This window comes from Hymenobacter monticola, from assembly GCF_022811645.1.
In the GTDB taxonomy this organism is placed as follows: Bacteria; Bacteroidota; Bacteroidia; order Cytophagales; family Hymenobacteraceae; genus Hymenobacter; species Hymenobacter monticola.
The window spans coordinates 1,800,758-1,815,158 of sequence record NZ_CP094534.1 but is presented as its reverse complement, the minus strand read 5'-3'; the positions used below and the strand labels follow the sequence as shown (position 1 = coordinate 1,815,158).

General features: G+C 61.6%; 16 protein-coding genes. 9 read left to right on the top strand and 7 right to left on the bottom strand.

Features of this window, described 5'->3' with window-relative positions; all coding sequences use genetic code 11:
* Positions 1-177 precede the first annotated feature (177 nt).
* Together MTP16_RS07630 and MTP16_RS07625 are read left to right on the top strand one after the other, a co-directional pair.
* Entirely contained in the window at positions 178-2,037 is a 1,860-nt protein-coding gene (locus MTP16_RS07630) for a BamA/TamA family outer membrane protein (RefSeq protein WP_243517697.1), read from the top strand.
* A 206-nt stretch (positions 2,038-2,243) separates the two neighbouring features.
* Positions 2,244-2,627, top strand: coding sequence for an Hsp20/alpha crystallin family protein (locus tag MTP16_RS07625; RefSeq protein ID WP_243517694.1), 384 nt, complete (start codon positions 2,244-2,246; stop codon positions 2,625-2,627).
* 170 nt (positions 2,628-2,797) lie between these two features.
* Here the strand turns inward: MTP16_RS07625 and MTP16_RS07620 are convergent, their stop codons facing one another.
* Both MTP16_RS07620 and MTP16_RS07615 read right to left on the bottom strand, forming a co-directional pair.
* Positions 2,798-3,121 (bottom strand): hypothetical protein, encoded by a 324-nt coding sequence (locus tag MTP16_RS07620; RefSeq protein ID WP_243517691.1) that lies wholly within the window; start codon positions 3,119-3,121, stop codon positions 2,798-2,800.
* A 5-nt stretch (positions 3,122-3,126) separates the two neighbouring features.
* Positions 3,127-3,402 carry a VF530 family protein gene (locus tag MTP16_RS07615; protein WP_243517689.1) on the bottom strand — a complete coding sequence of 92 codons (276 nt, stop codon included), beginning with the start codon at positions 3,400-3,402 and terminating at the stop codon, positions 3,127-3,129.
* 97 nt (positions 3,403-3,499) lie between these two features.
* On the opposite strand from MTP16_RS07615, the gene MTP16_RS07610 reads away from it, so the two are divergent.
* On the top strand, positions 3,500-4,372 hold the full coding sequence (locus tag MTP16_RS07610; protein WP_243517685.1) for a glycoside hydrolase family 25 protein: 873 nt from the start codon (positions 3,500-3,502) through the stop codon (positions 4,370-4,372).
* 80 nt (positions 4,373-4,452) lie between these two features.
* Here the strand turns inward: MTP16_RS07610 and MTP16_RS07605 are convergent, their stop codons facing one another.
* Positions 4,453-4,674 carry a hypothetical protein gene (locus MTP16_RS07605; protein WP_243517682.1) on the bottom strand — a complete coding sequence of 74 codons (222 nt, stop codon included), beginning with the start codon at positions 4,672-4,674 and terminating at the stop codon, positions 4,453-4,455.
* Positions 4,675-4,750: 76 nt separating this feature from the next.
* On the opposite strand from MTP16_RS07605, the gene MTP16_RS07600 reads away from it, so the two are divergent.
* From MTP16_RS07600 to MTP16_RS07590, 3 genes are all read left to right on the top strand, one after another.
* Positions 4,751-5,194: a septal ring lytic transglycosylase RlpA family protein gene (locus tag MTP16_RS07600; RefSeq protein WP_243517679.1), complete on the top strand. Its 444-nt coding sequence runs from the start codon at positions 4,751-4,753 to the stop codon at positions 5,192-5,194.
* A gap of 34 nt (positions 5,195-5,228) precedes the next feature.
* A complete protein-coding gene (locus MTP16_RS07595) occupies positions 5,229-5,423 on the top strand; it encodes a hypothetical protein (protein ID WP_243517676.1) in 195 nt (64 codons plus the stop codon).
* Positions 5,424-5,697: 274 nt separating this feature from the next.
* Positions 5,698-7,242: a serine aminopeptidase domain-containing protein gene (locus tag MTP16_RS07590; protein WP_243517673.1), complete on the top strand. Its 1,545-nt coding sequence runs from the start codon at positions 5,698-5,700 to the stop codon at positions 7,240-7,242.
* Positions 7,243-7,258: 16 nt separating this feature from the next.
* Here the strand turns inward: MTP16_RS07590 and MTP16_RS07585 are convergent, their stop codons facing one another.
* From MTP16_RS07585 to MTP16_RS07570, 4 genes are all read right to left on the bottom strand, one after another.
* Positions 7,259-7,633, bottom strand: a complete 375-nt coding sequence (locus MTP16_RS07585; protein ID WP_243517662.1) for a hypothetical protein — start codon at positions 7,631-7,633, stop codon at positions 7,259-7,261.
* Positions 7,634-7,870: 237 nt separating this feature from the next.
* On the bottom strand, positions 7,871-8,533 hold the full coding sequence (locus MTP16_RS07580) for an SOS response-associated peptidase (RefSeq protein WP_243517660.1): 663 nt from the start codon (positions 8,531-8,533) through the stop codon (positions 7,871-7,873).
* 113 nt (positions 8,534-8,646) lie between these two features.
* The gene (gene glgP / locus MTP16_RS07575) at positions 8,647-10,302 is read right to left on the bottom strand and encodes an alpha-glucan family phosphorylase (protein ID WP_243517658.1); all 1,656 of its coding nucleotides are present in this window, start codon (positions 10,300-10,302) and stop codon (positions 8,647-8,649) included.
* A gap of 218 nt (positions 10,303-10,520) precedes the next feature.
* Positions 10,521-10,976: a PA2169 family four-helix-bundle protein gene (locus tag MTP16_RS07570; protein WP_243517655.1), complete on the bottom strand. Its 456-nt coding sequence runs from the start codon at positions 10,974-10,976 to the stop codon at positions 10,521-10,523.
* A gap of 293 nt (positions 10,977-11,269) precedes the next feature.
* Here MTP16_RS07570 and MTP16_RS07565 point away from each other — a divergent pair, with 293 nt between their 5' ends.
* From MTP16_RS07565 to MTP16_RS07555, 3 genes are all read left to right on the top strand, one after another.
* The gene (locus MTP16_RS07565; protein WP_243517641.1) at positions 11,270-13,147 is read left to right on the top strand and encodes an alpha-amylase family glycosyl hydrolase; all 1,878 of its coding nucleotides are present in this window, start codon (positions 11,270-11,272) and stop codon (positions 13,145-13,147) included.
* 69 nt (positions 13,148-13,216) lie between these two features.
* The gene (locus MTP16_RS07560; RefSeq protein ID WP_243517626.1) at positions 13,217-13,618 is read left to right on the top strand and encodes a GxxExxY protein; all 402 of its coding nucleotides are present in this window, start codon (positions 13,217-13,219) and stop codon (positions 13,616-13,618) included.
* Between the two features lie 53 nt (positions 13,619-13,671).
* The gene (locus MTP16_RS07555) at positions 13,672-14,379 is read left to right on the top strand and encodes an SDR family oxidoreductase (RefSeq protein ID WP_243517623.1); all 708 of its coding nucleotides are present in this window, start codon (positions 13,672-13,674) and stop codon (positions 14,377-14,379) included.
* Positions 14,380-14,401: the final 22 nt, after the last annotated feature.

The window sequence follows — 14,401 nt, the reverse complement described above, 5'->3', positions numbered from 1 at the left end:
TGGGTGTATTCGTTAAGAGAAGGAATGGCGGTGCTGCGCCTGGCACCGCTATTCCTTCTTTCTGTTTTCTCCCTTTATCGGAACCACTTCTGCTGTTTCAGCGCTTGGCCGGCTGGCCATTGCCCGGCATTTAACTTTCGGGAAATTAAACGCCCGCTTTCGCGTTATGCCTACCGAATGAACACCCGGTACTTGCTGCTGTGCTTTGGGATAATGCTGTGGCTGTTGGCCGGCCCGTGTGCCCGTGCCCAAACGCCCGGCCTCAACCCCAACGCTCCCAACCAGCCGGGCCTGGCCTCCCCGCCCCTGCCGCCAGCCGCCCCGCCCCCAACGACGCCGGCCCAGCGGCGCGCCCTGGCCCACCCGCGCGTGCTGCAAATCGATGCCGAAGCCGCCGACCGCGCCCTTGTGCGGCGCTACAAGCTGCCGACTACCGTGCCCGATTCGCTGACGGCCCTGCGCGAGGTGCGCGAGCTGGTGCTGGCCCTGCAGGCCGACGCCTACCTCACGGCCTCGGCCGACGAGATGCGCTGGGGCCGCGACACGGTGCGCGTGCGCCTCTACGTGGGCGAGGCTTTCAACTGGGCCTACCTGCGCAACGGCAACCTCGGCGACGGCCTGCTGACCCGCGCCGGCTACCGCGAAAAGCTGTTTCGCCAAACGCCCTTCCGGCCCGACGACTGGGCCCGGTTGCAGGAGCGCATCCTCACCGAAGCCGAAAATCAGGGCTTCCCCTTTGCCACCGTGGGGCTCGATTCGCTGCAGCTTGACGGGCACGCCATTGCCGGCCGCGTGGTGCTAAAGCGCGGCCCGGCCGTGGTGTTCGACTCGCTGCAGATTGTGGGCAACACCAAGACCAAGAAGCGCTTTCTGACCAAGTACCTGCAGATTTTCCCGGAGCAGCCTTTCAGCCAGCAGCGCGTGGCCGCCGCGGCCCAGCTGCTGCGCCAGCTGCCCTACCTGCGCCTGCGGGCCGAGCCGGAAGTGCGGTTTGCCCGGGGCCGGGCCCGCGTGTATTTACTGCTCGATGACCGACCCAGCAACCAGTTCGACGCCATTGTGGGCATCCTGCCGAACGCCAACGCTAATCAAACGGGCGTGCAGTTCACCGGCGACGTCACCATCAACCTGCGCAACATCAAAGGCGGCGGCAAGCAGGTCGGTCTGCAGTGGCGCAAAACCGACGCCCTTTCGCAGCTGCTCGATGCGCAGTACGTGCACCCGAACTTCTTCGGCACCCCGCTGGAAGTGTCCGGCACATTCAACCTCTACAAGCAAACCGACGCTTTCACCACCGTGCAGCCGCGCCTGCAGGTGACCTACCCCACGGTGCGGGCGGGCCGCATCAGCTTTTTTGCCGAGCAGCGGACTTCCTCGCTCGACTCGTTGCGCGACATCACGCGGCTGCCCGCCAACCTCGACACACGCTACAACTCCTACGGCCTGGCCTACGCCTGGACCAGCCTCGACGACTTGTTTTTCCCGCACCGCGGCTACCTGCTGAACACACAGGCCGCGGTGGGCACCAAAACCATCCGCCAGAACGCGCAGCTGCGGGCCGAGCTCTACGACGGCATTCCACTGCAATCGACGCAGTACACCTTTGCCGTGCGCGCCGAGCGCTACTTCCCCGTGAAGCGGGCCGGCGTGCTGCTGGTGCGCCTGCGCACCGAGGGCCTGCTCAACCCGCGCCTTTCCACCAACGACCTGCTGCGCCTGGGCGGGCTGAACTCGTTGCGCGGCTTCAATGAAAACCAATTCTACACCAGCTCGTTTGCGCTGGCCACGGCCGAATTTCGCCAGTTTATCGGGGCCGATTCCTACGTGTTTCTGTTTGCCGACCAGGCGTATTTGCGCCACGACGCCGTGGACGAGAAGTTCAGCGACCAACCCACCGGGCTCGGGGCCGGACTGAGCTTTCGCACGGGCGCGGGCCTGTTCCAGTTCGTGTACTCGGTGGGCCAGTCCAATTACATTGGGCAGACTTTTGCGCTCAACGCCTCGAAAATTCACTTTGGGCTGACGAGCCGTTTTTAAGGCAGTTGTAGCGTCGAAAAACCGCCATTTCGTCGGCTTTTCAAGCCTCGAATATGGGTTATATGCCAGCGTGGCCGAACCGGGAAATTCTCGACTGATTTTTCGGCCAATACGACTGATTTTCAGACATGATAAGTCCTGATTCAGATTGGTACATCATTTGTAATAGCAGGTACGAAGCCGACGCCTAAACCCGGCTCCCTGCCATGAAACTCATCAGCCCGAAATTTATCCGTTCCATTGCCCCGCAGCTCGATTTGCTCAACACCATCGGCGGCGGCGTGGCCCAGCCCCAGCTGCGCGTCGACCAGCGCCCCAAAGGCGTGATTCTGCGCGTGGCCATGCCCACCGTGTCGGCCGACAGCTTCCGCGTAGTGCTCAATAAGCAACAGCTCAGTGTCTTTGGTGAGTATCGCCACCAGCCCGACGACCAGCTGGCCGCTCCGCTCTTTGTGCAAACGCTCAACTTGCCCAACAACCTCGACCTGGCCCACATCGACGCCTCCCACGAAGGCAACGAGCTGCAGGTGCGCATCCCCTTCATCAACCCCTCCGACCAGCAGCGCGAAATCGACATCCGCCACAATTAATTCCGGCATTCATCCCGAATTAATTCCACTGACAATCTGTTTATTAAATATCCATAACGCCGGGACCGACCGGCACCGCAGTCCATCGATAACGCCGGGTCCGACCGGTTACTTGTTAAGTTTCCTGGTTTTCACCATTGAGCCACCGCCCGCAGCGGTGGTTTTGTTTTTTATCCAAACAGCGGTATCAGCAGCACGAAGCTCATCAGCAGGGCCAGGTAGAACCAGCCCATAATCTGGCCCCGGTAGTGGCGCGGCAGCTTGTTGCTGAGCACCAACATGGCCGCGATGACCAGCACGAGGTGCAACACGAAGAACACCATCGTTTTCAGCCAATTGCTCACAATGGTGTTTTCTGGCTGCATCTGGTTGGCTTCGCCCAGGCCCGAGGTGAGGTACTGCAGGCCATAGAAAGCCATGGTTTCGAAGGCCACGAAGAGCAGCAGGCCCGCGAACAACGACGCAGCTGATGATTTTTGCGAGACGTCGGCCATGGCAGTTAGGGGCGCGGGCGGCCCTGCACTTCGGCCGAGCGGGCTTTGATGTAGAGGGCTTCCACTTTGGCGCGGGCCCAGGGCGTGCGCCGCAGAAACGTGAGGCTGGACTTGATGCTGGGGTTGTCGGCGAAGCAGTTCATGCGCAGGCGCGCATCGAGCTCGGCCCAGCCGTAGGCGGCCACGAGGTATTCGAGAATGGCGGCCAGCGTGACGCCGTGCAGTTCGCTGATGAGGTGGCCGGATTCGTCGCGGGCGTCGGCGGCGCGGAGGAAAGACATGGCAATGGCGGATGGTGGCAACTGCAAAGTTGGCGAAAAGCCGCCGGCCCGGGCACGCCGGGGCCGGGCGCGTCGTTATTTTTGAGCCGCGCCGCCCATGCCCAACCCTCCCGCCACCCGTCGCCCCGCTCCGCCTGCCCCGCCCCGCGCCCCGCGCCGGGCCTGGCGCAGCGTGCTGCTGGCGGGGCTGCTGGCCCTGCTCACTTTGGGCACGGTGTATTACCTGCGCCACCAGGTGCAGCTCAACCGCTACGCCCGCCGGGCCTGGGCCACGCTCACCAAAGGCGGCCTCACGGGGCGTGAGAAAACGCCGCTGCTGGCCGGCTATTCGGTGCACGGCATCGACGTGTCGGCCTACCAGGGCCGCATCGACTGGCCCGAGGTGGCCCGCCACAACGTGCGCTTCGCCTTCATCAAGGCCAGCGAGGGCGCCACCATGCGCGACGCGCGCTTCGCCCGCAACTGGCGCGAGGCCCGCAAGGCCGGCGTGCTGTGTGGCGCCTACCACTACTTCCAGCCCAACCGCGACGGCCAGATTCAGGCCGACCTCTTTGCCCGCACCGTGCCCCTGGCCCCCGGCGACCTACCGCCCGTGCTCGACGTAGAGGCGCCTAACTTTCACGACGTGGCCGTGCTGCGCCGCGAGGTGGCCCGCTGGCTGCGGCTCATTGAGGCGCATTACGGTGTGCGGCCTATCCTCTACTCCAACCACAGCTTTTACAAGCGCCACCTGGCCGGGCACTTCGACGACTACCCGCTCTGGCTGGCCCACTACGAGGTGGAGCGCCCCGCCATGCCCCGCAGCAAGTGGATAATCTGGCAGCACTCCGACGAGGCCTACGTGCCCGGCATCCGCGGCGTGGTCGATTTCAACGTATTCCAAGGCAATTTCGAAGCCCTGAAGGCCTTACGCGTGCCGCCCGCTCCAGCGCCGAAAAAAGCCCCGGCGCCTAAGCCCGCGCGCCGCTGAGCCCGCAAAAAGTCGCCCGGCCTGCCGCCTCCACAGAGGCGCGCAAACCGGGCGGCTGCTTGTTTGGGCGGGCGGTTGGCCTACATTTTGTCTTTGGTCATCATCTTGCCCTCTTTCTTCATGGCCTTGCCTTCTTTCTTGGCCATTTTATCGTTTGTTCCCATTTTGGCTTCCTTCTTCACCATCTTGCCATCGGCTTTGGCATCTTTTTTCATCATCTTGTCGTCGCCCTGCTGTGCGTGAGCGGCCAGGAAGGTGCACGAGAGAGCTACGGCCGAAGCCAGTTTCAACAGGTTTTTCATGGTTTTGAATTGGTTGATAAAAGTGGGGGTTGGTGAGAAACTCGGCCGAAAGGTTGCCGCAAATCATTAAGTTTAGATGAAGCAAAATCACGAGGTCAACATTCTATACCGCATACGCTTGCAGTGCCTACTGTGGCTCTTGCCGGGCCTGCTGTTGCTGGCCTCGTGCGGCGGCAGCCGCAGCGCCAACAACGGCAGCACCAAAGCCCCGCGCGGCGCCTACACCCAAACCGGCCTGGGCTCCTACTACGCCGCCAAATTCAACGGCCGGGCCACGGCCAGCGGCTCCACTTACCGCCCGGGCCAGATGACAGCCGCCCACAACACGCTGCCCTTCGGCACCCTCATCCGGGTCACCAATACGCGCAACGGCCGCTCCGTCGACGTGACCGTGACCGACCGGGGCCCGCATACCAAAGGCTACATCGTGGACGTGTCGCGCCGCGCGGCCGAGCAGCTCGACATCGTGTCGGCCGGCGTGGTGCCGGTGCGCGTCACCGTCATCAAGGCTGCTCCGTAATACTCCCTTTGCCCTCCGAAACCTCCGCCCCGTTATGAACATCCGCAAAAAAGTCCGCTGGACGCTGCCGCCCAATACCAACCGCTACGCTGCCCTCGACCTCTGGGTGCCCGCCGCCGAAGACGAAGGCTGGTCAGAAGCCGAGGTGCAGTACGTTATCAACGAAGTAGTAGAGGCTGAAACCGACGCCGCCGGCCTGGAAGTATTAGCGTGGTACACGGCTAGTTAGGTCCTTTGATTTTTCCATTCTGCCTCTTGGGCTCTGCTGTTCATGCCAGGGCCTAAGGGGCTTTTTCATGCCTATAGAGCAAACAACTGCTGCAGGTGATTTTCAAAGCCAAATATGGCGATAAGCTTGCTTTAAAATTTTACCCCTAATTATTTTGATTCATCTAAGGTATTGTTATTTCATAAAGCAAGAATTTATTGTACTTTTGAAACCAACTCTGTTACAATAGCCCCTATTTAGGTGGCTGAGACATAGGAAGCGGGGTTGTTCTGCCATGAAGACTCTTCGCTACTCACTAATCGTCAGCGCCTTAATTTCACTTTCAAGCCAACTCAGCCTGTTTGCACATGCTGAAAGGGCCACCAAGGCTTCGTTGGCCGGCCAATGGACAGGGCAACTCGAGACACCAGGCGGTATCCAACGAGTTTCCATCACCATTGCGGAGCAGCGCGATGGCAACACCCTGGCCTTGCTGAACGTGGCGGCGGCGCCCCAAAACACCCCACTACGGGTAGTAAACAGCCCCGACAGCGTGGCCTTCTACGCCGATAAAGCGGGCTACCGCTTCATGGCTCAGGCAGTGGGCGCAGGCAAGCGCCTGCGCGGGCAATGGCAGCAGCCGGGTTTTCGCACCACGCTGGTGCTCGACCGCCTGCCGGCTGCTCCCACCCTAGCCGCTTCCGGGCTGAAAGGCAAGACGCTGGCTTACAAAACAGAAGAGGTGCGCGTGAGCAGCCCCAGCGCCGAGCTTGGCCTGGGCGGCAGTCTCAGCATGCCCTTGGGCACCGGTCCTTTCCCGGCCGTGGTGCTACTGGCCGACGGCTCGCAGGCTACGGGCGTGACGGGCACCTACAACCTGCTCGAGGAGCTGGCCGATTACCTCACGCGGCAGGGCATGGCGGTGCTGCGGCTCGATGGCCGCAGCGCGGGCCGCTCGGCGGCCATTCCGGCAGCCACTTCCCGGCATGAGCTGGTAGCGGATGCGCAGTCGGCTCTTACTTTTCTGCGTTCTCATTCGGGCGTCGACCCGCTGCGGGTGGGCCTGTTGGGGCACGGCCAGGGCGCCAACCTGGCCCTGCAGGTGGCCGCCCTGGCCCCTACCCCGGCTTTTTTGGTATCGCTGGGCGCGGCGGGCGTGAATGGCCAGGAGCTGCTGGCCCGCCAAACCGGGCTGGTGAATCAGCCCGGTGAACCCGATACCGCCCAGCTGGCCTGGGACCGCAAAGAGCTACAGCTGATGACCCTGGCACGCCGTGAGGCCAGGAAACAGCTGGCCGCTGGCGTGCCCGCGCAGCAGGTGCAAGTGCGCGTGGCCCAGGAGCAATTGCGCCTCAACGCCGAAGCCCAGAAACGCAGCGACGCTTTATACAAACGGCAATATGCCATGCTGGAAATTATCCGGCAAACGAGCGATAACGCGCAGGCCCAGGCCATTGTGGCCAACATGCTGAAGCAGTTCTACCCCAGCCTGCCGTCGGCCACTGCTCAGCAACGGGCCGCTCAGCTCACCAGCCCCTGGTGCCGGTCGTTGCTGGCCTACAACCCGCAGGCCGACCTTGGCAAGGTGAGCTGCCCCACGCTGCTGCTGCACGGCACCGCCGATTCGCAGGTACTCCCGGCCGCCAACCTGCCGCTGCTCGAAAAAGGCCTCAAAGCCAATAAGCGCGTCAGCAGCCAGACGCTGGAGGGCCTGAACCACGACTTCCTGGCCCCAGCCAGCGCGCAAGCACTGGCGGCCGGCACCGAGCAACGCCCGCCTGCCTCGGCCGATGCCTTGGACGCTGTTCGAGAGTGGGTGGTGCAGCAGGTGAAGCCGTAAGCGGCAGCCAAGGGCCTTAGCGGGCCAGTGCTCTATGCTGGAAAGCCTGGCGCAGCCATGCGCCAGCCAAGGCGGCCAGCCCACCGGCCAGCCCGGCTACTAGCCCCGCCACCAGCACCAGCGCTGCCACCGAGCCGCCCAGGGGCAGCAGCTGCGCCATGCGGTGCGCCAGCAGCCCTTCGTTTTGGTAAGCCAGCCAGGCGGCGGGCAACACCCAGCTAAGCGCCGCCCCCGCAAAGCCCGTCCAGAAGGCGACCCGGCCCGTGGGCGCAATGGCCAGTCCCACCACGAAGGTCACCACGGCCAGGCTCCACCACGGCAGGTCCAGCTGCACAGCCGCCGCCAGCACGAGAATGAGAATCGGTAAAAGCCAGGGGTTGCGCCAGTTCATGCGGGCAAGATAGCACCATGAGGAATAAGGCCCTGTCGTTGCGAGCGTAGCGAAGCAATCCGTTCTGTCAAGACCAGCAACTCCCTTTCACCAGAAAGCCCCGGTACCAATCGGTGCCGGGGCTTTTTTAGAGCGTGTCAAATTAGAAGATTGGTCGCTGAGAACAGGAAGGATTAGCTACGCTGAACTCCGTTTGCCACGGGCTGCGCCCTCGCAATGACAGTATTCGGTGTCAGCTTAAGCTGCTGCCAGCACCTCCGGGTCATTATTGGCCGGGGAGTTCACGCGCTTGCTGATGACGTACTCCCGCATGGCGGCGGCATCATAAGGCAGCAGCAGGTCCTGGTGCGCCTTCAGGCCGAGGTCGTCGTCGAGCCAGGCTTGCTCGGCGGCGCGCGTGGGCAGAATGACTGGCATGCGGTTGTGAATGTTGGCCATCAGGCTATTAGGCTCAGTGGTGATGATGGTGAAGGTGGGGTGCAGCTCGCCGGTGGCGCGGTCCACCCATTCGTCCCACAGCCCGGCGAAGGCAAAGGGCTGCTCGTTGCTGAGCAAAATGCGGTGCGGCACCTTGCCGGCCGGCGTAGCCTGCCACTCAAAAAAGCTGTCGGCCAGCACCAGGCAGCGCTTACGGCCCAGCAGCTGTCGGAAGCTAGGCTTCTCGGCCAGCGTTTCGGCCCGGGCGTTGATGGGCTTGGGGCCGGCGGCGGGGTCTTTGCTCCAGCCGGGCACGAGCCCCCAACTCAGCAGCTGAATCTGGCCGGGCGCGGCATTGGTGATGATGGGCAGACGTTGCGAGGGCGCGGCGTTATAGGTAGTAGGCGCGGCCTCGCTGAACGTGGCGTCGAAACGCTGCTCAACGGTGGGCGCGGGGGCGATGAAGGTGTAACGGCCACACATAGTATAGGGATGGGGTAGGAGGGTATGGGGGCAGGAGGTCAGCAGTTAACGACAAATAACGCGTCACGTTATTGCTGACCTTTTTCCTCCTACCCTCCTGCCCCCATACCCTCCTACCCTACTTTGTACAGGAGCTCGTAGTATTCGCGAGCCATGCGGCCGCTTTCAAATTCGGGCTCCACGTCCTTCATAGCGGTTTTCACCACTTTCAGGAAATTTTTGGGCTGGTCGTAGTACAGCGGCAGCACGGTGTTTTCCAGCACGTCGAGCAGGGTGGTGGCTTCCTGGTCGTCTTTCACGTTTTCGGGCAGGTTTTCGTCGGCGTGCGCGATAATGAAGCTATTCTCGCCGTCTTTGGCGAACTCCGGAATCCAGCCGTCGGCGATGCTCAGGTTCACGCTGGCGTTCATGGCGGCGGTCATGCCGCTGGTGCCGCTGGCCTCGCGCGGGAAGCGCGGCGTATTCAGCCAGATGTCGGAGCCCTTTTTGAGGGCGGCCGACAGGCCCAACTCGTAGCCCGTGAGCACGGCGCAGTTTTTCAGATTAGCCGTGCGCTTGATGATGTCGTTGAACAACGCCACCGCGCCGAAATCTTTCGGGTAAGGCTTGCCGGCCCAAATCATCTGGATGGGGCGTTGGGTGTTGCTTGCCAGCTCCACGAAGCGGTCGAAGTGGCGCATAATCAGGTCGGCGCGCTTGTAGCCGGCAAAGCGGCGGGCCCACACGATGGTGATGACGCTGGGGTCGAAGACATTGCCGGTCTGGTCAGCCACAATCTTGAACAGCTCCTTTTTCAACTCTTGCTTGCGGGCCAGCAGGGCCGCGTCGTCCTTGGCCTTGAGGGCGGCAGCCAGCTGCGGGTCGCGCCAGTAGGTGCCGTTCTGGCTGTTGGTGATGGGGATGATGGGGCAGATGCCCTCGTAGTGGCCCCACATTTCGTTGGCCACCCGGCCGTGCACCTTGCTCACGGCGTTGGCTTTGCGCGAAAAGCGTAGGGCGGTGAGGGTGTAGTTCAGCGCGTCGCCTTCACCAATGCGGGCTTCGCGGCGTACGTCTTCCTCCGTCATCGTACCGAAGAAGGTCATGTCGAGCAGCAGCTTCATGGGGCGCTCCTCATTGCCGGCCAGCTCGGGCGTGTGGGTGGTGAACACCAGGCGCTTCTGCACCTCGGCCAGGTCGCGGCCGTGCTTTTCGTAGAGGTAGAAGGCCAGCGGCAGGCCGTGGCCCTCGTTGAGGTGGTACACGTCGGTTTTGCGGCCTAACTCATCGAGCAGCTTGCCGCCACCCACGCCCAGCAGGATGCTCTGGGCCACGCGGGCCGCCGCGTCCGGGTCGTAGAGGTGGTGCGAGATGGTGCGCGAGATGTAGTCGTTTTCCGGGATGTCGGTGGTGAGGAAGAACATGGGCACCGTGCCGAATACCTCCGGGGCCAGATACAGGGCCTTCACTTTCACGTCGGCGCCGTGGATGGTGATGGGGAACACAATGCCCGTGTCCTGCAGAAACGAGTAGTGCTTCTGGCGGAACTCGGCGCGCATGGTCTGGTCTTCGGCGCGGCCCTGGTCGTAGTAGCCGAAGCTCCACAGGATGCTGATGCCCACCAGGTTTTGCTTTAGCTCGAAGCCTGAGCGCATGTGCGAGCCGGCCAGGAAGCCCAGGCCACCGGAGTAGGTTTTCAGGGCCTGGTCGACGGCGAACTCCATCGAAAAGTAAGCCGCGGCTGTCTTGTACTTGGCCGCGGGCGCGTAAGGTTTGAAGGTAAAAGCCATAGAGAAGTAAGGGGCCGGCCGGGGCTGGCAGTTAGGAGAATGCGGGTTGGAAAAAGAAGGCTACAAACCAGGCCGTAGCGAAACGAAGCCGCAATGTGCAAACGATTCGACAAACAACGTAGAAACTCAATATTAAGCTTGCTGTACGGGCGCACCATGGCGCGGCTCAGGAATTTTTCCCAAGTCGCGCCGTAGTGCGCCCATATAGCGGGCCGGGCCTAGCCCACGCTGGCGGTGCCTTTCATTTGTTGCAGCTTGCGCAGGGTTTCCTGCGAGGCCTGGTGCTGGCGCTCCACGGCCTGGCGGGCCGGGCCGGTCAGCTCTTCCGAAGCCAGCGCTTCGACATAGGCTTTAATGGCCCATTCTTCGCCGTAGATGTTGGAATCGAGGATGCTGGCTTCGCTGCGGTTCGTGACGAGGGCCTTGGCGTCCATGAAGCCGCGGTAGAACTTGCCCTTGAGCGTGGTGCTGCTTTCGGCGTCGCCGCCGGCGGCTTTGGCAAAGCCGTTGAGCTGGCTCACAAACTGTTCGCTTTGCTGCATCAACTGCTCGTAGTAGGCTTTGTTTTGGGTGTCCTTAGTTTCGTGGGCGGCGGTTTTATAGCCCTCAATGCGGTCGTTGACGAACAGGGTCAGCTCGTTGAGCGTGTCAGCTAGTTTGGAGTTTTCAGTCATAGCAAGAAGTCGGGTTGGGTGGAGGAAGGGCCCTGAGTGGCTTTCAGCCAAGTCAGTTTTGCTTCTTAACGCAGGCCGTCAGCATCGCGTTGGGATTAATTGGCTCATCGTCCGATAAATACTACATTTGACGAAGCAAACGATTGCACAGCCTGGCCTCAGTGCTGGCCCGAGTGCAATCGGGCTTCGAATTATCTGGTGGGCTTAGTGCAGCAATTGACTCTTTTTTGCGATTGCCTACTTCGCCCAAGGCACACTTTTCAGCTGGCACTGCCCTCATTCTCTCCCTTCCCATGAAACTTTCCCTTTTACTGTTAGCCGCGTCAACGTCGCTGCTGGCGCTTCCCGTTTCGGCGTCAGTCAAGCTGAGCCCCCCGGCGGCCACGGCCAAGGCCGCGCCCAGCGTCCGCATCGACCCGACTTATTGGTGGGTGGGTATGAAAAACCCCAAGCTGCAGCTGCTGGTAAACGCACCGGGCATCGGGAGTAGCACGGCCACGCTGGCTGCTTACCCCGGCGTGACGCTGGAGAGCGTGCAAAAAATGGAGAGCCCCAATTACCTGGTGGTAAACCTCAACATCGGTCCCGACGCCAAGCCGGGTCAGCTTCGGCTCGACTTCAAAGGAAGCCAAAAGCTCACTTACAGCTACGAGCTACGCGCCCGCAACGCCGACCCGCAGCGCACGCAGGGCCTCAGCCAGGCCGACTTCATTTACATGCTGATGCCCGACCGTTTCTCGAACGGCGACCCGAAGAACGATGTGGTGAAGGGCACCCGTGCCCCCCGCGTGGCCCGAGACTCGATGTACGCCCGCCACGGCGGCGATATCAAAGGCATTCAGAACCATTTTGCCTATTTCAAGCAGTTGGGGGCCACGGCCATTTGGCCCACACCGCTGATTGAGAACGACATGCCCAAGGCCAGCTACCACGGCTACGCGGTGACGGACTGCTACAAGATTGACCCGCGCTACGGCACCAACGCCGAGTACCAGCAATTGGTGAAAGCCGCCCACGCCGACGGCCTTAAAGTGGTGCAGGACATCGTGCTCAACCACTGGGGCAGCTACCACCACCTGTTCCTCGACAAGCCGGCCGCCGACTGGTTCCACGCCTTCCCCAAGTTCACGCGCTCCAACTACAACGCCTACGCCCTCAACGACCCCTACGGCTCGAAGCGCGACTATCAGTTGTTCAACGACGGCTGGTTCGACACCTCCATGCCCGACGTGAACCAGGGCAACCCGCTGGTAGCTACCTACCTGATTCAGAACTTTCTGTGGTGGGTGGAGTCGACGGGCATCGATGGCTACCGCATCGACACTTACCCGTATTCGGAGCCGAAATTTCTGATGCAGTGGGGCCAGGCCATTCAGGAAGAGTACCCCAAGCTGACGCTGTTTGGCGAAGCCTGGGAGGGCACCGAGGCTGAGCAGGCCTTTTTCGCTCAGAACATTTTCCCGCCCGTCAACGGCTTCAAATCAAACCTGCCGGGCGTGCTTGATTTTCAGGTCTGCTTTGCGGTGCTGGATGCTTTGAAAACCGAAAACGGCGACCTGAGCAAGCTCTACCACGCCCTGCAGGGCGACTGGCTGTACGTGGACGCCACGCGCAACGTGCCCTTCCTCGACAACCACGACATGAGCCGCTTCTATTCAGTGATTGGCGAAGACTTCAACAAATTCAAGACCGGCATGGCCTGGCTGCTCACCCTGCGCGGCACGCCCCAACTCTACTACGGCACCGAGGTGCTGATGAAGAACTTCTCGAATCCCGACGGCAAGGTGCGCGAAGACTTCCCCGGCGGCTGGGCTGGCGACAAGACCAACTACTTCGTGTCGCGCCCCGGCCAGGCGGGCGAGGCGTTCGACTACATCAGCAAGCTGGCCAACTACCGCAAAAATCACCCCGTGCTGAGCAGCGGCAAGCTGATGCAGTTTATCCCGCAGGATGGCGTGTACACCTATTTCCGTTACAACGACGCGGGCGAGTGCGTGATGATTATTGCCAATAACACCAAGGAAACTAAGAAGGTAGACGGCAACCGCTTTGCCGAGCGCACCGACGGATTTTCGTCGGGCGTGGAGGTGGTGAGCGGCGCCACGGTTTCGGACCTAAAGACCCTGAACGTGCCGGCCCACACGGCCTGGGTGCTGGAGTTGCGGAAGTAGTGAGGTATCTTGTTCGGGAAGTTACCGCTGAGGTACGCTGAGTTTTAACGCAGAGGCACGCAGAGCGCTATGCATGAGAATGATATTTCCTTTCTAATTCGAAAGGCTGCTTTTGAAGTGCATACCGAGTTGGGACCGGGCTTGTTGGAATCGGTATATGAAACTGCTCTTGTGTATAAGCTACGAGCTATTGGACTCGACGTGAAAACCCAGGTGCCCTTGCCCATGACCTACAAAGGCGTGGGTATGGATGTTGGCTTTCGTATGGATGTGCTGGTGGAAAACCGCGTTGTAGTGGAGATAAAATCCATCGATGCCATTCTGGAAGTGCATCACATGCAACTGCTGACTTACCTGAAACTGTCGGGACACAAGTTGGGCTTGCTCATCAACTTCAACGTTCCAAGAGTGAAAGAAGGCATCATCCGCAAAGTCAATGGCCTAGAAGAACCTCAGCGTACCTCCGCGTAATCTCCGCGTACCTCAGCGGTAACTTCCTGAACGAACCCGAACACCCCGCCACCATGACCGACCTCACTAACCAAGTAGCCATTGTATCCGGCGCGAGCCGCGGCATCGGGCGGGCCATTGCGCTGCTGCTGGCCCTGCAGGGCGCCAAAGTGGTGGCCGTGGCCCGCAGCGAGGGCGAGCTGGAAGAACTCACCCAGAAAACCCAGGGCCTGTGCATTGCCGCCGACGTCTCCATTGAGGAAGACGCCCAGTACGTGGTAGAGGAAGCCCTGCGCCACTACGGCCGCCTCGATATTCTGGTCTGCAACGCCGGCGTGGGCTCCTTCAACGAGCTGGAGCACTTCGAAGCCGCCGAATGGGACCGGATTTTCGACACCAACGTGAAGGGCACCTTTCTGCTCTGCAAGGCCGCCGTGCCGCACTTTAAAGCTCAGAAACGCGGCCACATCGTGGGCATCACCTCCGACGTGGCCAAGCGCACCTTCGCCCACGGCACGGCCTACGGCGCCAGCAAGTTTGCGCAGGATGCCGTGCTGGCCAGCCTGCGCAAGGAAGTGCGCCCGCACGGCGTGAAGGTGAGCACCATCTACCCTGGCTTGGTCGATACTTACTTCAACGACACCACGCCCGGCAGCCCCGAAGCCGAAAAGACCCACCTGCGCCCCGCCGACGTGGCTCAGGCCGTGCGCTACGTGCTCGAAGCCCCCGCCCACGTGTTGGTGGACGAGTTGATGCTGCACCCGCTCACGCAGGAGTGGTAGCGCGTTGAAGTGTTGAGTGTTA